The sequence below is a fragment of the Pseudomonas sp. S2_E02 genome (genome assembly GCF_054668355.1).
On sequence record NZ_CP162761.1, the window covers coordinates 1907794 to 1926547 of the forward strand.

At 60.4% G+C, this 18754-nt stretch carries 16 protein-coding genes and 1 pseudogene; 11 read left to right on the forward strand and 6 right to left on the reverse strand.

All coding sequences use genetic code 11. The features are described from left to right. Positions 1-79 precede the first annotated feature (79 nt). Together AB4O01_RS08430 and AB4O01_RS08435 are read right to left on the reverse strand one after the other, a co-directional pair. On the reverse strand, positions 80-1222 hold the full coding sequence (locus AB4O01_RS08430) for an HlyD family secretion protein (RefSeq protein WP_093440910.1): 1143 nt from the start codon (positions 1220-1222) through the stop codon (positions 80-82). Next, positions 1219-2874, reverse strand: a complete 1656-nt coding sequence (locus tag AB4O01_RS08435) for an MFS transporter (protein ID WP_093440914.1) — start codon at positions 2872-2874, stop codon at positions 1219-1221. Before AB4O01_RS08435 ends, AB4O01_RS08430 begins: the two co-directional genes overlap by 4 nt. A gap of 295 nt (positions 2875-3169) precedes the next feature. On the opposite strand from AB4O01_RS08435, the gene AB4O01_RS08440 reads away from it, so the two are divergent. From AB4O01_RS08440 to AB4O01_RS08465, 6 genes are all read left to right on the forward strand, one after another. After that, positions 3170-4465: an OprD family porin gene (locus AB4O01_RS08440; protein ID WP_460091330.1), complete on the forward strand. Its 1296-nt coding sequence runs from the start codon at positions 3170-3172 to the stop codon at positions 4463-4465. Between the two features lie 276 nt (positions 4466-4741). After that, complete coding sequence (locus AB4O01_RS08445) at positions 4742-5566, forward strand: NAD-dependent epimerase/dehydratase family protein (protein WP_257355454.1); 825 nt, start codon at positions 4742-4744, stop codon at positions 5564-5566. A gap of 30 nt (positions 5567-5596) precedes the next feature. Continuing rightward, a complete protein-coding gene (locus AB4O01_RS08450; RefSeq protein WP_460091332.1) occupies positions 5597-6490 on the forward strand; it encodes an SMP-30/gluconolactonase/LRE family protein in 894 nt (297 codons plus the stop codon). A 60-nt stretch (positions 6491-6550) separates the two neighbouring features. Further along, positions 6551-7522, forward strand: coding sequence for a TRAP transporter substrate-binding protein (locus tag AB4O01_RS08455; RefSeq protein ID WP_320413131.1), 972 nt, complete (start codon positions 6551-6553; stop codon positions 7520-7522). A 76-nt stretch (positions 7523-7598) separates the two neighbouring features. Further along, on the forward strand, positions 7599-8126 hold the full coding sequence (locus AB4O01_RS08460; protein WP_093440938.1) for a TRAP transporter small permease: 528 nt from the start codon (positions 7599-7601) through the stop codon (positions 8124-8126). Then, positions 8126-9406 carry a TRAP transporter large permease gene (locus AB4O01_RS08465; RefSeq protein WP_016986826.1) on the forward strand — a complete coding sequence of 427 codons (1281 nt, stop codon included), beginning with the start codon at positions 8126-8128 and terminating at the stop codon, positions 9404-9406. Before AB4O01_RS08460 ends, AB4O01_RS08465 begins: the two co-directional genes overlap by 1 nt. 43 nt (positions 9407-9449) lie before the next feature. On the opposite strand, the gene AB4O01_RS08470 is transcribed toward AB4O01_RS08465, so the two are convergent. The 3 genes from AB4O01_RS08470 to AB4O01_RS08480 all read right to left on the reverse strand — a co-directional run bounded on the left by AB4O01_RS08470 (position 9450) and on the right by AB4O01_RS08480 (position 12013). Beyond that, the gene (locus AB4O01_RS08470; RefSeq protein ID WP_150708839.1) at positions 9450-10250 is read right to left on the reverse strand and encodes a sulfite exporter TauE/SafE family protein; all 801 of its coding nucleotides are present in this window, start codon (positions 10248-10250) and stop codon (positions 9450-9452) included. Positions 10251-10259: 9 nt separating this feature from the next. After that, entirely contained in the window at positions 10260-11504 is a 1245-nt protein-coding gene (locus AB4O01_RS08475) for an NAD(P)/FAD-dependent oxidoreductase (RefSeq protein WP_460091336.1), read from the reverse strand. A 167-nt stretch (positions 11505-11671) separates the two neighbouring features. Beyond that, positions 11672-12013: an ArsR/SmtB family transcription factor gene (locus AB4O01_RS08480; RefSeq protein WP_007915092.1), complete on the reverse strand. Its 342-nt coding sequence runs from the start codon at positions 12011-12013 to the stop codon at positions 11672-11674. A 91-nt stretch (positions 12014-12104) separates the two neighbouring features. On the opposite strand from AB4O01_RS08480, the gene AB4O01_RS08485 reads away from it, so the two are divergent. Then, entirely contained in the window at positions 12105-12968 is an 864-nt protein-coding gene (locus AB4O01_RS08485) for an MBL fold metallo-hydrolase (protein WP_186624574.1), read from the forward strand. 96 nt (positions 12969-13064) lie between these two features. On the opposite strand, the gene bkdR is transcribed toward AB4O01_RS08485, so the two are convergent. Beyond that, the gene (gene bkdR / locus AB4O01_RS08490; protein ID WP_025111414.1) at positions 13065-13553 is read right to left on the reverse strand and encodes a Bkd operon transcriptional regulator BkdR; all 489 of its coding nucleotides are present in this window, start codon (positions 13551-13553) and stop codon (positions 13065-13067) included. 185 nt (positions 13554-13738) lie between these two features. On the opposite strand from bkdR, the pseudogene AB4O01_RS08495 reads away from it, so the two are divergent. From AB4O01_RS08495 to lpdA, 4 genes and pseudogenes are all read left to right on the forward strand, one after another. Beyond that, a pseudogene (locus AB4O01_RS08495) lies at positions 13739-14973 on the forward strand (thiamine pyrophosphate-dependent enzyme). Position 14974: 1 nt separating this feature from the next. Next, positions 14975-16033, forward strand: a complete 1059-nt coding sequence (locus tag AB4O01_RS08500) for an alpha-ketoacid dehydrogenase subunit beta (RefSeq protein WP_003224000.1) — start codon at positions 14975-14977, stop codon at positions 16031-16033. After that, positions 16034-17302, forward strand: coding sequence for a dihydrolipoamide acetyltransferase family protein (locus AB4O01_RS08505; RefSeq protein WP_460091339.1), 1269 nt, complete (start codon positions 16034-16036; stop codon positions 17300-17302). Between the two features lie 7 nt (positions 17303-17309). Further along, positions 17310-18683, forward strand: coding sequence for a dihydrolipoyl dehydrogenase (lpdA, locus tag AB4O01_RS08510; RefSeq protein WP_460091341.1), 1374 nt, complete (start codon positions 17310-17312; stop codon positions 18681-18683). Positions 18684-18754 lie beyond the last annotated feature (71 nt).

The window sequence follows — 18754 nt, forward strand, 5'->3', positions numbered from 1 at the left end:
AGCGGTGTGTCAGATAAAAAAATGTGACTGATACATCGCTTTCGCGAGCAAGCTCGCTCCCACAGGGTTATGCATTGTGTCAGTGGGGCTGGGTGTCGCCCGCTGCGGTGTCGATGCTGACCACCACCGACATCCCCGGCCGCAACCGCTCCTCTTCCTGCTGATCCGGATCGATGGTGATCCGCACCGGCACCCGCTGAGCAATTTTGACGAAGTTGCCGGTGGCGTTGTCCGCCTGCAACAGGGCAAATTCCGAGCCCGTCCCCGGCGAAATATGCTGCACATGCCCAGTGAATCGGCGGTGATTCAGCGCATCGACGGTGAAGCGCACCGGTTGCCCGACGCGCACGTTATCCATCTGGGTTTCTTTCATGTTGGCGATCACCCATTTCTGGTTTGGCACCAACGCCATCAACTGCGCTCCGGAGTTGACGTAAGCACCGAGGCGCACGCCGATCTGCCCGAGCTGGCCATCACGCGGGGCGACGATGCGCGTATTCGACAGATCAATCCGCGCCAGTTGCACCGCCGCTTCGGCGCTGGCCACGGCCGCCTCCAGCGAGCCACGATTGACGATCACTGTTTGCAGATCCTGACGGGCGATTTCCAGATTGGCCTTGGCTTGTGCGACCGCCGCAATGCTTTGCGCATTCGCCGCCAGCGCGACGTCCATCTCGCGCTTCGACACCGAACCGTCGCGTACCAATTCCTGATTGCGGCGCAGATCCGCTTCACTCTTGCGCAACTGCGCTTCGCTGTCGGCCTGCGCCGCCTGACGCAATTTGATCGTCGCTTCGGCGCTGTTGCGTTGCTGCACCACATTGGCCAACGCGGCTTTCTGCACCGCCAGTTGCGCCAGTGACTGGTCGAGTCGCTGCTGATAGATGCGGTCGTCCAGACGCACCAGCAAATCCCCGGCTTTCACGTACTGGAAATCCTGCACCGGCACCTCGTAAACATAACCGGCGAGTTGCGGGCCGATGATCGTCACCTGCCCACGAATCAGGGCGTTTTCGGTGGTTTCGACCGCACTGCTGAACGGCGGCAATTGCCAGGCATACAAAACGATCAACACGCCGACGATGGCAATCGCGGCAAAGCCCAGCGAAGAAATGATCCGCACCCGCAGCGAGCGCGGCTCGGTGTTCGGCGATGACGGCGGCGCCACACCTTCGGGCGTGGCGGCAATGGCATTGGTGGTTGTGGTGGTCGGTTCGGTCATGAAGAAGTGGCACCGCTCGAAGGTGTGGATGGCGCTGGGGCGACGGCTTTGGTGGTGCTCATCAGCCACAGCGCACGAATGGACAGCCAGATCATGGTCAGCACCGCAATCACGGCGATCAACATGAACACATCGTTGTAGGCCAGCACATTGGCCTCACGGGTGGCGGCGTTGGCCAGGCTGCGAATCCCCGCCAGGTTGCGCAGACTCGGGTCGGCCAGCAACGAGCCATACGCCGAACCGCCGCTCTGCACGCGCGCGGCCACCAAGGGGTCAGACAGCGTCAGGTGTTCAACGATGTGACTGGAATGAAATTTTTCCCGGACGATCTGAAAAGTGCCCAGCAGCGCCGCACCGAGCAGGCCGCCGAGGTTGTTGCAGATCCCGAACAACACGGAAAAACTCACCAGATTGCGCGGATTGGTCAGCACGTTGCGCGTACCGAAAACCATGGTCGGGCCGAGGAAAAACGTACTGCCGAACGCCAGCAGAAACTGGCTGAAGTAGAGGTTTTCCGGACGGGTCAGGTTGTTGGAAAAACTGTCCATCACCGACCCGGTGGCCATCAGTGCCAGCGAGATAATCAGCGGCATCAGCAGGTGTTTGGGGTCGATGGTCAACGCGCTGGTCAACAGCCCCGCGACACTGCCGATCAGCATCACCACGTAGAGGCTGTGCAACTGCTCGTAGCCCATGTTCAGGTTCTGCATGAAACCGACCGCACCGGTGGACTGCTCCGAGGTGACCATACGAATCAGGGTCACCGCCAGCGCCAGGCGGATCATCGTCCCGCTGCCAAGCCAGCGGGTCATCAGCAGCGGGTTGCTACGGTTATGTTCGATGGCCAGACCGGCGAGGATCAAAGCAATCGAGGCAGCCAGCGCGTAACCGATCCAGTTGGCCTCCAGCCACCAGTCAATCCGCCCCAGCGACAACACCGCACACAGCAGCGCCACGCCAGTGGCGAGAATGGCGAAGGTGAGAAAGTCGAGTTTTTCGAAGGTTTTGAAGCGGTCGCCCGGCGGCAACTTGAGCATCAATACACAGCCCAGCGACAGCAGTGCCATGCCCAGTTCGAACAGATACAAGCCGCGCCATTCGGCGATCTGCAGCAAGTCTTCGGAAAATAAACGCGCCAATGGCAAGGCCAGTTGCGAGGTGCCGAGGCCGAGCACCAGTGCCTTCAACCGCCACTTCGCCGGGAACGCCTGGACCATGTAATACAGGCCCAGCGAACTCAGCGCCGCGCCCACCATGCCGTGGGCCGCGCGCACCGCCACCGCCGAATTCAGATCGTTGACAAACAGATGGCCGAAAGTCACCAGCGCATACAGCACCAGAAACACTTCGGTGAATGCACGCAAACCGAACTGCTGACGAAACTTCACCAGCAACAGGTTCATCGACACGTTGGTCATCACATACGCCGCCGGCAGCCAGGCCATTTCGGCGGTGGTCGCGCCGAGTGCGCCTTGCAGATAAGGCAGGTTAGCCACCACCAGCGAGTTACCCAAGCCACCGGTCACCGCCACCAGTACGCCGACCAGCGCATAGGCCAGGCGCTTGGGGTTGGAGTGCAACGGCGTCGAGGGGGAACCGGGCAGACTGGGCTTTTCGTGGGGCTGCCAGTTGCGCGGGGCGTAGTGATCCATGGAGAAGCCTTGTGCGGAAGGTGGGTGAAGTTTGCCGCAAATTCATTGCTAAAACACTTTTCCCCCTGTGGGAGCGAGCTTGCTCGCGAAAGCGGTGTGTCAGTCGACAACATCGGCGGATGAAAGTCCGCATTCGCGAGCAGGCTCGCTCCCACAAGGGTTCTGTGTGAGGGCCGGGAGTCATCGTATAACTTGCTGTTGACATTCCCCTAAAACCTAGGAAATATCCGCAACCATGTTGTACGACGACGTATGACAAATAATAAAAACAACAAACGCAACAGGGAGCGTCACAGTGAGCACACTCGCCCGTAATTTCGTCCGCCCTTCCCGCTTTACCACGCTTCGCCCGTGTACCACCCTTGGCCTGATCGGCTGTAGCAGCCTGGCTCTGGCCTTGCCGATGAGCGCCGATGCCGAAGGCTTTCTCGAAGACAGCAAAGCCACGCTGAACCTGCGCAATGCCTACTTCAACCGCAACTTCGTCAACCCTGCCTACCCACAAGGCAAGGCTGAGGAATGGACGCAGAACTTCATTCTCGATGCCAAATCCGGCTTCACTCAGGGCACCGTCGGCTTCGGCCTCGATGTGCTGGGGATGTATTCGCAGAAGCTCGATGGCGGCAAAGGTACGGGCGGTACGCAACTGTTGCCGATCCACGATGACGGGCGTCCGGCCGACAATTTCGGACGGCTCGGCGTGGCGTTGAAGGCCAAAGTCTCGAAGACTGAATTGAAGGTCGGCGAATGGATGCCGGTGCTGCCGATCCTGCGCTCTGACGATGGCCGCTCGCTGCCGCAGACCTTTCGCGGCGGCCAGATCACATCCACCGAGATCAATGGCCTGACTGTCTACGGTGGCCAGTTCCGTGGCAACAGCCCGCGCAACGATGCGAGCATGGAAGACATGTCAATGAACGGCCGTGGCGCGTTCACTTCCGACCGCTTCAACTTCGGCGGCGGCGAATATACCTTCAACGACAAGCGCACCCTGGTCGGCGTGTGGTACGCCGAACTCAGCGACATCTACCAGCAGCAGTATTTCAACCTCAGCCACAGCCAGCCGTTGGGCGACTGGACCCTGGGCGCCAACCTCGGTTTCTTCACCGGCAAGGAGGACGGCAGCGCCCAGGCCGGCGACCTCGACAACAAAACCGCGTTCGCCCTGCTTTCGGCCAAATACGGTGGCAACACCTTCTACGTCGGCCTGCAAAAACTCAGCGGCGACGACGCGTGGATGCGGGTCAACGGCACCAGCGGCGGCACCCTCGCCAACGACAGTTACAACGCCAGTTATGACAACGCCAAGGAACGTTCCTGGCAGTTGCGCCACGACTACAACTTCGTCGCCCTCGGCATCCCCGGCCTGACCCTGATGAACCGCTACATCAGCGGCGACAACGTGCACACCGCCACCACCAATGACGGCAAGGAATGGGGCCGCGAGTCGGAACTGGCCTACACGGTGCAGAGCGGCCCGCTGAAAAACCTCAACGTGAAATGGCGCAACGCAACGATACGCCGGGACTTCAGCACCAACGAGTTTGACGAGAACCGGATCTTTATCAGTTATCCGATTTCGTTGTTGTAACCAGCGGGCGCCGCAATCCCCCTGTAGGAGTGAGCCTGCTCGCGATAGCGGTGTATCAGCCGCCTCTTCCTCAACCGACACACCGCTATCGCGAGCAGGCGAAGGCCTACAGGGGATTGCATTGCAAGGAGGGAATTGTGCTGAAGGGAAAGGAACCGGGCCTTCCGTCATTTACACCAAAAGTCGCGTTGACAAGTTCCGGAAACCCTACCGATACTTCAGCGCAGTCATACGACAACCTACAACAAACCTAATAACAACGTGTAAGGGCTTGCCATGACGTCTACCTCTACTCCCCACGCCCCGTTCAACCGTTTGCTGCTGACCGGCGCTGCCGGGGGCCTGGGCAAAGTTCTGCGCGAACGTATGCGCCCTTATGCCAATGTCCTGCGCCTGTCGGACATTGCCGCCATCGCCCCGGCCGTCGATGATCGCGAAGAAATCGTCCCTTGCGATCTGGCCGACAAACACGCCGTACATCAACTGGTCGAAGGTGTCGATGCGATCCTGCATTTCGGCGGCGTCTCCGTCGAGCGACCCTTCGAAGAAATCCTCGGCGCCAACATCTGCGGCGTGTTTCACATCTACGAAGCAGCGCGCCGGCATGGCGTGAAGCGGGTGATCTTCGCCAGCTCCAACCACGTCATCGGCTTCTACAAACAGGACGAGCCGCTCGACGCCAGCTCCGCGCGCCGTCCCGATGGCTACTACGGACTGTCCAAGTCCTACGGCGAAGACATGGCCAGTTTCTACTTCGATCGCTACGGCATCGAGACCGTCAGCATCCGCATCGGCTCCTCGTTTCCCGAGCCGCAAAACCGCCGAATGATGCACACCTGGCTGAGTTTCGACGACCTCACGCAATTGCTCGAACGCGCGCTGTACACGCCGAACGTTGGCCACACCGTGGTCTACGGCATGTCCGCCAACAAGGACGTCTGGTGGGACAACAAATTCGCCAGCCACCTCGGCTTCGAGGCGAAGGACAGCTCCGAAGTGTTCCGCGAAAAAGTCGAGGCGCAGCCCATGCCAGCTGCCGATGACCCGGCACGGATCTATCAGGGCGGCGCGTTTGTTGCCGCAGGTCCGTTCGGCGACTGATCACCCTGACAACGACGCGAAGGAATGAGTATGCAAGCCGAATTGATCGTCGATGCCCGCAACGCCGTGGGCGAAAGCCCGGTCTGGGTGCCGCAGGAAAACGCGCTGTATTGGGTGGATATTGCCAACGGCGGGCTGCAGCGCTGGAGCGCCGATACCGGCCACGTGCATGCCTGGCAAACCCCGGAAATGCTCGCCTGCATCGCCCGCCATAGCGGTGGCGGCTGGGTTGCCGGCATGGAGAGCGGCTTTTTTCATCTGCACCCACACAGCGACGGCAGCCTCGACAGCGAACGGCTGGCCAGCGTCGAGCACCGCCGCGCAGACATGCGCCTCAACGATGGTCGCTGCGACCGACAGGGCCGTTTCTGGGCCGGCAGCATGGTGCTGAACATGGGTCTGAGTGCGCCCGAAGGCCGGCTCTACCGCTACGGCGCCGGGCAGTCTGGCGTGATCGCAGCGCAGCTCGACGGTTTCATCGTGCCCAACGGCCTCGGTTTCAGCCCTGACGGCACGACGATGTACCTGTCCGATTCGCACCCCGACGTGCAACTGATCTGGGCGTTCGATTACGACACCGAGACTGGCACGCCGTCGAACCGTCGTGTGTTCGTCGACATGAACCACTTTCCCGGGCGGCCCGATGGCGCTGCCGTGGATGCTGAAGGTTTCTACTGGATCTGCGCCAACGACGCCGGCCTGATTCACCGCTTCGCCCCGGACGGCCGTCTTGATTTCTCACTGGAGGTGCCGGTGAAAAAACCGACCATGTGTGCCTTCGGCGGCAGCCGCATGGACACTTTGTTCGTCACCTCGATTCGTCCCGGCGACGACCACGATCCGCACTCTCTGGCCGGTGGCGTATTCGCCCTGAACCCCAACGTGAAAGGCCTTGCGGAACCCTTGTTCAACGATTTGCTTTAAACCCTCTGCTGCACCGCTGCGCCTTGAACACAACAATAACAAGACTGGAGACTCACCCCCATGTACTTCAAACGCACCTTGCTGGCCGCTGCACTCCCGCTGATGTTTACCTTCACTGGCGCCGCTCAGGCCCTGCAACTCAAATTCGCTGACATTCACCCCGCCGGTTATCCAACCGTGGTGGCCGAAGAAAACATGGGCAAGACCCTGACCAAGGAAACCAACGGCGAACTGACCTTTCAGTACTTCCCGGGCGGTGTGCTGGGTTCCGAAAAGGAAGTCATCGAGCAGATGCAGGTCGGCGCAGTACAGCTGTCTCGCGTCAGCCTGGGTATCGTCGGCCCGGTGGTACCGGACGTGAACGTGTTCAACATGCCGTTCATCTTCCGCGACCATCAACACATGCGTAACGTCATCGACGGCCCGGTGGGCGACGAAATCCTCGACAAAATCACCAACTCCGAATTCGGCTTGGTGGCCCTGGCCTGGATGGACGGCGGCACGCGCAACATCTACACCAAGAAACCGGTGCGCAAGCTCGAAGACCTCAAGGGCATGAAAATCCGCGTGCAAGGCAACCCGATGTTCATCGACATGATGAACGCCATGGGCGGTAACGGCATCGCCATGGACACTGGCGAGATCTTCAGCGCCTTGCAGACCGGCGTCATCGACGGTGCGGAGAACAACCCGCCAACCCTGCTCGAACACAACCACTTCCAGAACGCCAAGTACTACAGCCTCACCGGACACCTGATCCTGCCAGAGCCGATCGTGATGTCGAAAATCACTTGGGAAAAACTGACCCCGGATCAGCAGACGCTGGTCAAGACCGCCGCCAAGGCTGCCCAGGCCGAAGAGCGCGTGCTGTGGGACAAGAAGTCCGCTGCCAGTGAAGAAAAACTCAAGGCCGCCGGCGTCGAGTTCATCGAGGTCGACAAGAAACCCTTCTACGACGCCACCGCACCGGTGCGGGAAAAGTACGGCGCGAAGTACGCCGACCTGATCAAGAAAATCGAAGCCGTTCAGTAACGTCTCCCGCTCCGTCCTCATGAACAAGGCCCGGTGCGCCCGATGACTGCGGCGCGCCGGGTTACGGTGGAACCCGATGAAGAATCTACTGCTGCGTATCAACGACAAGATCTACATGACGTGCATCTGGGTCGCCGGCCTTTCCGTTCTGGCGATCTCCCTGATGATTCCCTGGGGCGTGTTCGCCCGCTACGTGCTGGGCACCGGCTCGAGCTGGCCCGAGCCTACGGCGATTCTGTTGATGATGGTGTTTACCTTCATCGGCGCTGCCGCCAGTTACCGCGCCGGTGCGCACATGGCCGTGGCCATGCTCACCGACCGCATGCCGCCGCAGTTGAGAAACGCGGCGTCGATTTTTTCCCAACTGCTCATGGCGTCGATCTGCATTTTCATGACGATCTGGGGCGCCAAGCTGTGCATGTCCACCTGGAACCAGTTCATGGCAGCCCTGCCCGATCTGCGGGTTGGCGTGACCTACTTGCCCATTCCCGTGGGCGGCTTGCTGACGCTGGTTTTCGTGCTGGAAAAACTCTTGCTCGGTGATCAGAGCAAACGGCGGGTCGTGCAGTTCGACCTGGTGGAAGAAAGTGAAGGTGCCGCTTAATGGACGCTTTGATACTGCTGGGCAGTTTTATCGTATTGATCCTGATCGGCATGCCCGTCGCCTACGCGCTGGGCGCCGCCGCGCTGATCGGTGCATGGTGGATCGACATCCCGTTCCAGGCGGTGATGATCCAGGTCGCGTCAGGAGTGAACAAATTCTCGCTACTGGCCATTCCTTTCTTCGTGCTGGCCGGTGCGATCATGGCCGAGGGCGGCATGTCTCGCCGGTTGGTGGCGTGTGCCGGGGTACTGGTGGGTTTTGTCCGCGGTGGCCTGTCACTGGTCAACATTGTCGCCTCGACCTTTTTCGGCGCGATCTCCGGGTCGTCAGTGGCCGACACCGCGTCGGTGGGTTCGGTGCTGATTCCGGAAATGGAACGCAAGGGCTATCCACGGGATTTCTCCACTGCCGTGACCGTCAGCGGCTCGGTGCAAGCCCTGCTGACTCCGCCAAGCCATAACTCGGTGCTCTACTCCCTGGCCGCCGGCGGTACTGTTTCGATTGCCTCGCTGTTCATGGCCGGCATCGTGCCGGGCTTGATGATGAGCGCCTGCCTGATGGTGCTGTGCCTGATCTTCGCGAAAAAGCGCAACTACCCCAAAGGTGAAGTCATCCCGATGCGCCAGGCGTTGAAAATCGTCGGCGAGGCCCTCTGGGGCATGATGGCGATGGTGATCATCCTCGGCGGCATCCTCTCGGGGATCTTCACCGCGACCGAATCGGCGGCGATTGCCGTGCTGTGGTCATTCTTCGTCACCATGTTCATTTACCGCGACTACAAATGGAGTGAACTGCCGAAACTGATGCACCGCACCGTGCGGACGATTTCGATCGTGATGATCCTGATCGGTTTCGCTGCGAGCTTCGGCTACATCATGACCCTGATGCAGATCCCGGCAAAGATCACCACGCTGTTCCTGACCCTGTCGGACAACCGCTACGTGATCCTGATGTGCATCAACGTCATGCTGCTGTTGCTCGGCACGGTGATGGACATGGCGCCGCTGATCCTGATCCTGACGCCGATCCTGATGCCGGTGATTCTCGGTATCGGTGTGGATCCGGTGCAGTTCGGCATGATCATGCTGGTCAACCTCGGGATCGGGCTGATAACACCGCCGGTGGGCGCGGTGTTGTTTGTCGGTTCGGCGGTGGGCAAGGTCAGTATCGAGAGCACTGTGAAAGCGCTGCTGCCGTTTTATGCGGTGCTGTTCCTGGTGTTGCTTCTGGTGACCTACGTGCCGGCGATTTCGCTGTGGTTGCCGCATCTGGTGTTGTAAGCGGTTAATGGATCGCAGCCCTCACGGGCTGCGATTTTTTGCTTTAAGCCCGCAACAACATATACCCCGCCACCACCAGACAGACACTGGCAAATCCCACCTGCAACGCCCGCGCCGGCACTCGCGCGCAAAGCTTGCGCCCGATGATCATGCCGACGATGCTGGCAACGATAAATGCCGCACCCTGCCCGTCAATCCGTACACCGGCGTGAAACGAGCCGATCACCCCGATTGCCGAAATCAGACTGATCACCATCAACGACGTCGCGACAATTCCGCGCATCTGCACGTCAGTCAGTTGCTTGAACGCCGGCACGATCAAGAAGCCGCCACCGACGCCGAGCAAACCGGACACCACCCCGGTAATCGCGCCCAACGCTGCCAGCGTTGCGGTGCATTTCGCGGTCCAGTCAAAGCGCCCGGTTTCGGCATTGAGCATGCAATTCTTCTGGCCCCAACTGGCGTGACCATGATCACTCGGCCCTTCCTGCTGACGCTCGCGGCGCAGCATGCGCCACGCCACCATGACCATCAGCAGACTGAACAGGATCATCAGGATTTTCTCCGGCAACTGGTGCGCGAAGTAAATGCCCAATGGCGAAAACACCGCGCCGAGCGCGGCAATCAACAACGCCGCACGATAGCGCACCAGGCCATGACGCAAACCGTCGATAGCCCCGACCGCCGCCGCACTGCCCACCGCAAACAACGCCACCGGCGCTGCCTGGGTCATCGTCCAACCGAGGCCGAGGACCAGCGCCGGAACCGCGAGAATCCCGCCGCCGGCCCCAGTCAAACCGAGCACCAACCCCATCACCACACCAAACAGGCTTGCCAGCAACATAGGATGTTCTCAGTCGACTTTGGACAGGCCGGTCAGCCACTCGCGCCCTTTGAGCATGCCGTTCCAGTAGAACCACGGCAGCAGCGTCGCCTTGAGCAACCACGCCGAGCGCCGCGCCACGGTCGGGTCCATCGGGAAGGTCGGCAGCAACTTACCGGCATAACCGAACTCGGCAAGAATCACCTTGCCCTTCTCCACCGTCAGCGGGCAGGAACCGTAACCGTCGTACTTCAGCGGCAGCGGTTGATGCTTGCGCAGGGCCAGCAGGTTTTCCGCGACCACCACCACTTGTTTACGCACTGCTGCGGCGGTTTTCGCATTGCTAGTGCCGCAGATGTCACCGAGTGCAAACACCTCGGGATAACGCGGGTGCTGCAGGCTGTGCGGATTGACTTCACACCAGCCGGCCGCGTCGGCCAAAGGACTTTGCGCGATGAAATCCGGCGACACCTGCGGCGGTACCACGTGCAACAGATCGAAGGATTTCGCTACGCGGCTGACGTTGCCGTCGGCGTCCTTGATCTCGAACCAGGCGGTTTTCGCCGGACCATCGACCTTGACCAGATTCGAGTTAAAGGCCAATTGCGCGTTGTATTTCTCGATGTACTTCATCAACGGCGGCACAAACGTCGCCACGCCGAACAGCGCCGCACCCGCAAGATTGAATTCGACATGGATGTTGTTCAACACGGCGGTTTTGCGCCAGTGATCGCAGGACAGGTACAGCGCTTTTTGCGGCGCGCCGGCGCATTTGATCGGCATCGCCGGCTGGGTGAACAGGGCTTTGCCGCCGCGCAGTTTCTGCACCTGATCCCAGGTGTACTGCGCGTGCTGATAGCTGTAATTAGAGGTGACGCCGTGCTGGCCGAGGCTCTCTTGCAAGCCTTCGATCTTCTCCCAGGCCAGGCGCAGGCCGGGGCAGACGATCAGGTTCTGATAGCGGACCGTGCGTTGATCGTTGAGGGTGAGTTGGCGTTGGTCCGGGTCGATTGCGGTGACCGCCGCTTGCAGCCAGTTCGCTTGCCGGGGCATGACCTTGTTCATCGGCCGGATGGTGTCTTTGACGTCGTAGGCGCCACCGCCGACCAGCGTCCACGCCGGTTGGTAGTAATGCTGGGCGCTCGGTTCGATCACGGTAATTTTCAGCGCAGGGTCACGCTTGAGCAGGCTGGCGACAAAACCGATACCGGCCGTACCGCCGCCGATGACCACGATGTCTGCACTGATGGATGGGCCCCAGTGTTGATCGTTCATTGCTTGTTCCTTTTGCTGCACGCAAGGAGTTTTCTAGCCAACACAAATCCCAATGTGGGAGCGAGCCTGCTCGCGTAGGCGGCGTGTCAGTCGATGCAAGTATTGCCTGACCTAACGCTTTCGCGAGCAGGCTCGCTCCCACATTGAACCAGTGTCATGGCTGGCATTTATTGGTGGCCCAGGCTTTTCAGCACGGCCCCGCAATACAACCCGGAGAGGGTCTTCATGACCTGAATGACTTCCGGACTGGCGAGGCCGTAGAAAATGTACTTGCCTTCACGCCGAGTCGCGACCAGGCCTTCATCCCGCAGGATGCCCAGTTGCTGGGACAGCGTTGGCTGGCGTACGCCGGTCATCTTTTCCAGTTCGCCAACGTTGCGCTCGCCCTGGGTCAGTTGACAGAGGATCAACAGGCGATCCTCATTGGCCATAGCCTTGAGCAAGGCGCAGGCCTTGGAGGCCGAGGCGCGCAGTTGGGCGACTTCACATTCGGTCAGACTGGATTGCATTTGCACGATGCCTTCAAGGTCACTTAAGCTGCGAACATTATGTTTTTAGATAAAGTGTTGCAACCCATTTTCCTTGTTCAGGTTGGTGTCCATGCCCGCGCAGATTGAAGCTTTCCTCGACCCCGCCTCTTCGACCTACAGCTACGTGGTCTATGAAACCGACGGCGGGCAATGTGCGATCGTCGACCCGGTGCTCGATTACGACGGCGCCGCCGGGCGCACATGCACCGCCCAGGCCGATAAAATCATCGCCTTCGTCCGCGCGCACAATCTGCAAGTGCAGTGGCTGCTGGAAACCCATGCCCACGCCGATCACCTGTCCGCCGCACCGTATCTGCGCCGGGAGCTGGGCGGGAAAATCGCCATTGGTGAATCGATCAGCAAAGTGCAAAACGTGTTCAAGGCGCTGTTCAATCTGGAGCCGGAGTTCTGCGTCGATGGCTCGCAGTTCGATCACCTGTTTGCGCCAAACGAGTCATTCAGGATCGGCAATCTCAAAGCCACTGCCCTGCATGTGCCTGGGCATACCCCGGCGGACATGGCCTACTTGATCGACGGCGAACAGATTCTGGTGGGCGACACGCTGTTCATGCCCGACGTCGGCACCGCGCGCTGCGACTTCCCCGGCGGCAACGCCCATCAGTTGTTCAACTCGATTCATAAACTGCTGGCCTTCCCGGCCAGCGTGAAACTCTACGTCTGTCACGATTACCCGCCCGAGGGCCGCGCCGCGCAGTGCCAGACCACGGTCGGTGAGCAGCGCAAAAGCAATATTCATGTGCATGACGGGATTGATGAGGCGGCGTTTGTCGAAATGCGCACCCAGCGTGATGCCGGGCTGGGCATGCCGACGCTGTTGCTGCCGGCGATTCAGGTCAATGTGCGGGCGGGGAATCTGCCGGCGGCGGAAGACAACGGCGTCGTTTATCTGAAGATCCCGATCAATAAGCTTTAACAGCACAAGATCGCAGCCTGCGGCAGCTCCTACATCGATCGTTCCTCACGCTCTGCGTGTGAATGCTGCCGGGGACGCTCCGCGTTCCGCTTCGGGTCAGGCGCCTAACGTCAACCCATTCGCCGGCAACGGCAACGCGGTTTTGTAGCGCACCTGCTTGAGCGCAAAGCTTGACCGGATATTTGCCACACCCGGCACTTTGGTCAGGAAGTCCATCATGAAGCGTTCGAGCGACTGAATGGTCGGCACCAGGACCCGGATAAGGTAATCCGGGTCTCCGGCCATCAGGTAGCACTCCATCACCTCGGGGCGATCAGAAATCGCCTCTTCGAAATGCTGCAACGCCTCCTCCACCTGTTTCTCCAGGCTGACATGGATGAACACGTTCACATGCAGCCCCAGCAGGTCGGCATCCAGCAACGTGACCTGCTCGCGAATCAGCCCTAATTCTTCCATCGCCTTGACCCGGTTGAAGCACGGTGTCGGCGACAGATTGACCGAGCGTGCGAGGTCGGCGTTGGTGATGCGCGCATTCTCCTGAAGGCTGTTGAGAATGCCGATGTCGGTACGGTCCAGTTTGCGCATGAGACAAAACCACCTGTTTTTTATGTTTATGCAGAATTTCTATCTGCAAATCATCTCCAGCGCAACGAAACAGAGATAAATATTCTTCTTGCCCGGGCCTATGATTGTTGTAGGACAAGATTTCTTCTACCGAAGAATGACTGCCAGCTCACTACAAGAAATTCACAAGATCGAGCGTAGAAGCCATGACCCAAGCGTATGAACCGCTGCGTCTGCACGTCCCTGAACCCTCGGGCCGTCCAGGCTGCAAAACCGATTTTTCCTACCTGCATCTGACCGATGCCGGTACGGTGCGCAAACCTTCCATTGATGTCGAACCTGCCGACACCGCCGACCTGGCGCGTGGCCTGATCCGTGTGCTCGACGATCAGGGCAACGCCCTCGGCCCCTGGGCCGAAAACGTCCCGGTCGAGATCCTTCGCAAGGGCATGCGCGCCATGCTCAAGACGCGGATCTACGACAACCGCATGGTGGTCGCCCAGCGTCAGAAAAAATGTCGTTCTACATGCAGAGCCTCGGCGAAGAAGCCATCGGCAGTGCTCAGGCTCTGGCCTTGAACATCGACGACATGTGCTTCCCGACTTATCGCCAGCAAAGCATCCTGATGGCCCGCGAAGTGCCGCTGGTCGACCTGATCTGCCAGTTGCTGTCCAACGAGCGCGATCCGCTCAAGGGCCGTCAGTTGCCGATCATGTACTCGGTCAAGGACGCCGGTTTCTTCACCATCTCCGGCAACCTCGCGACCCAGTTCATTCAGGCGGTTGGCTGGGGCATGGCTTCAGCGATCAAAGGCGACACCAAAATCGCCTCGGCGTGGATTGGTGACGGCGCTACCGCCGAATCGGACTTCCACACCGCCCTCACCTTCGCCCACGTTTATCGCGCGCCAGTGATCCTCAACGTGGTAAATAACCAGTGGGCGATCTCGACCTTCCAGGCCATCGCCGGTGGTGAAGCCACCACCTTCGCCGGACGTGGCGTCGGTTGCGGCATCGCTTCGCTGCGCGTGGATGGCAACGACTTCTACGCGGTGTATGCGGCATCTGCCTGGGCTGCCGAACGCGCCCGCCGCAACCTCGGCCCGACCATGATCGAATGGGTCACCTACCGCGCCGGTCCGCACTCGACCTCCGACGATCCGTCGAAATACCGTCCGGCCGATGACTGGAGCCACTTCCCGCTCGGCGACCCGATCGCCCGTCTCAAACAGCATCTGATCAAGGTCGGTCACTGGTCAGAAGAAGAGCACGCCGCCGTCAGCGCCGAGCTTGAAGCCGAAGTGATTGCCGCGCAGAAACAGGCCGAACAGTACGGCACCCTCGCCGGCGGTCAGATTCCAAGCGCCGCGACCATGTTCGAAGACGTCTACAAAGAGATGCCGGAGCACTTGAAGCGCCAGCGTCAGCAGTTGGGGATCTGACATGAACGATCACAACAACAATATTCAGTTGGAAACCGCCATGACCACGACCACCATGACCATGATCCAGGCCCTGCGCTCGGCCATGGATGTGATGCTTGAGCGTGACGACAATGTGGTGGTGTTCGGTCAGGACGTCGGCTACTTCGGCGGCGTGTTCCGTTGCACCGAAGGCCTGCAGACCAAGTACGGCACCTCGCGCGTATTCGACGCACCGATCTCGGAAAGCGGCATCGTCGGTGTTGCCGTGGGCATGGGCGCTTACGGTCTGCGTCCGGTCGCCGAGATTCAGTTCGCCGACTACGTCTACCCTGCCTCCGACCAGATCATTTCCGAAGCCGCGCGCCTGCGTTATCGCTCGGCCGGCGAGTTCACCGCGCCGATGACCCTGCGCATGCCTTGCGGCGGCGGCATCTACGGCGGCCAGACCCACAGCCAGAGCATCGAGGCGATGTTCACTCAGGTTTGCGGTCTGCGCACGGTCATGCCGTCCAACCCGTATGACGCCAAAGGCTTGCTGATCGCCTCCATCGAAAACGATGACCCGGTGATCTTCCTTGAGCCGAAACGCCTGTACAACGGCCCGTTCGACGGCCACCACGATCGTCCGGTAACGCCGTGGTCGAAACACCCGCAAGCCCAGGTGCCGGACGGTTACTACACCGTGCCGCTGGACGTCGCCGCGATCACCCGTCCGGGCAAGGACGTGACCGTGCTGACCTACGGCACCACCGTCTACGTCTCACAAGTCGCGGCCGAAGAATCCGGCGTCGATGCCGAAGTCATCGACCTGCGCAGCCTGTGGCCGCTGGACCTGGAAACCATCGTCAAGTCGGTGAAGAAGACCGGCCGTTGCGTGGTGGTTCACGAAGCCACCCGCACTTGCGGTTTCGGCGCCGAACTGGTGTCGCTGGTGCAAGAGCATTGCTTCCATCACCTGGAAGCGCCGATCGAACGCGTCACCGGTTGGGACACCCCCTACCCGCACGCGCAAGAGTGGGCGTATTTCCCTGGGCCGTCCCGAGTGGGCGCGGCGTTGAAACGGGTTATGGAGGTCTGAATGGGCACGCACGTTATCAAGATGCCGGACATCGGCGAAGGCATCGCAGAAGTCGAACTGTCGCAGTGGCACGTCAAGGTTGGCGATCTGGTCGTTGAGGATCAGGTGCTGGCGGACGTGATGACCGACAAGGCGATGGTCGATATTCCATCGCCGGTACACGGGAAAGTGATTGCGCTCGGTGGTCAGCCGGGTGAAGTGATGGCGGTTGGCAGTGTGTTGATCAGCATTGAGGTGGAAGGGGCCGGCAATCTGAAAGAATCGGCCGCGCCTGCTCCCGTCAAAGAAGCTCCTGCTGCACCGAAAGCTGAAACCGTGGTGGAAAGCAAACCTGCTGCCGCACCACGTCCAGCTGCAGTTTGCCAAGGACCGATGGTTGCCCGCGAAGCGGATGAGCGCCCACTGGCCTCGCCGGCCGTGCGCAAACATGCATTGGACCTGGGCATTCAATTGCGTCTGGTGCGCGGTTCCGGCCCGGCCGGTCGTGTGTTGCACGAAGACCTCGAGGCCTATCTGGCGCAAGGTCAGTCGAACGCTTCAGCACCGGTTGCCGCCGCTTACGCCCAGCGCAATGACGAAGAACAGATTCAAGTCATCGGCATGCGCCGCAAGATCGCCCAACGCATGCAGGACGCCACTCAGCGTGCCGCGCATTTCAGCTACGTCGAAGAAATCGACGTTACCGCGATTGAAGAACTGCGCGCGCATCTCAATGAAAAACACGGCGCCAGCCGTGGCAAGTTGACCTTGCTGCCGCTCCTCGTCCGTGCTCTGGTTGTGGCCCTGCGCGACTTCCCGCAGATGAATGCCCGTTACGACGACGAAGCCCAGGTCATCACTCGCCTCGGCGCGGTGCATGTCGGCGTCGCCACGCAAAGCGATGTCGGCCTGATGGTGCCGGTGGTGCGTCACGCCGAGGCGCGCAGCCTGTGGGACAGTGCTACAGAAATCTCGCGTTTGGCCAACGCCGCGCGTAATGGCAAGGCCAGCCGTGATGAACTGTCCGGCTCGACCATCACCCTGACCAGCCTCGGTGCACTGGGCGGCATCGTCAGCACGCCGGTGCTGAATCTGCCGGAAGTAGCGATCGTCGGCGTCAACAAAATCGTCGAACGGCCTATGGTCGTCAAAGGCCAGGTGGTGATCCGCAAGATGATGAACCTCTCCAGCTCCTTCGATCACCGCGTGGTCGATGGCATGGACGCGGCACTCTTCATCCAGGCCATTCGCGGCTTGATCGAACAACCTGCCACTTTGTTTGTGGAGTAAGGCGCGCATGCAATCTCTGAACACTACGCTGCTGATTATCGGCGGCGGCCCCGGCGGTTATGTAACGGCAATCCGCGCCGGGCAACTGGGCATCCCGACCGTTCTGGTCGAAGGCCAATCGCTGGGCGGCACCTGCCTGAACATCGGCTGCATCCCGTCGAAAGCGCTGATTCATGTGGCTGAGCAGTTTCACCAGACCCAGCATCACAGCCAGCATTCGGCGCTGGGCATCAGCGTTGCCGCACCGAGCCTCGACATCACGAAAAGCGTCGAGTGGAAGGACGGCATCGTCGATCGCCTGACCACTGGCGTCGCTGCACTGTTGAAGAAGAACAAGGTTCAGGTCATCAACGGCTGGGCCAAAGTCATCGACGGCAAGACCGTTGAAGTCGGCGACACGCGCATCCAGTGCGAACATTTGGTGCTGGCCACCGGTTCGACCAGCGTCAATCTGCCGATCCTGCCGATTGGCGGGCCGATCATCTCCTCCACCGAAGCGCTGGCGCCGAAATCCGTGCCTAAGCGTCTGGTGGTGGTGGGCGGTGGTTACATTGGTCTGGAACTGGGCATTGCTTATCGCAAGCTCGGCGCCGAGGTCAGTGTGGTCGAGGCGCAGGATCGTATCTTGCCGGCCTACGATGCGGAGCTGACGCAACCGGTGCATGAAGCGTTGAAGCAACTGGGCGTGAAGTTATATTTGAAACACAGCGTGCTGGGTTTCGATGGCACGTTGCAGGTGCGCGATCCAGAGGGCGAAACCCTGAACCTGGAAACCGATCAGGTGCTGGTCGCCGTCGGCCGCAAACCGAATACCCAGGGCTGGAACCTCGAAGCGCTGAATCTGGATATGAACGGCTCGGCGATCAAGATCGACAGCCGCTGCCAGACCAGCATGCGCAACGTCTACGCCATCGGCGATCTGAGCGGCGAGCCGATGCTGGCCCACCGCGCCATGGCTCAGGGCGAGATGGTTGCCGAGTTGATCAGCGGCAAAACCCGTGAATTCAACCCTACGGCCATTGCTGCGGTGTGCTTCACCGATCCGGAACTGGTGGTGGTCGGCAAGACCCCGGACGAGGCCAAGGCTGCGGGGCTGGACTGCATTGTTTCCAGCTTCCCGTTCGCCGCCAACGGCCGGGCGATGACGCTGGAGTCAAAAAGCGGCTTCGTGCGCGTGGTCGCTCGTCGGGATAACCATGTGATTGTCGGCTGGCAAGCGGTGGGCGTTGGCGTGTCGGAGTTGTCGACAGCGTTTGCGCAAAGCCTGGAAATGGGCGCGCGGCTGGAAGACATCGGCGGCACCATTCACGCGCATCCGACCCTGGGTGAAGCGGTGCAGGAAGCGGCGTTGCGTGCTTTGGGGCATGCGTTGCACCTGTAGGCCCCTTCGCGAGCAAGCTCGCTCCCACATTTGGAATGCATTCCCCTGTGGGAGCGAGCTTGCTCGCGAAT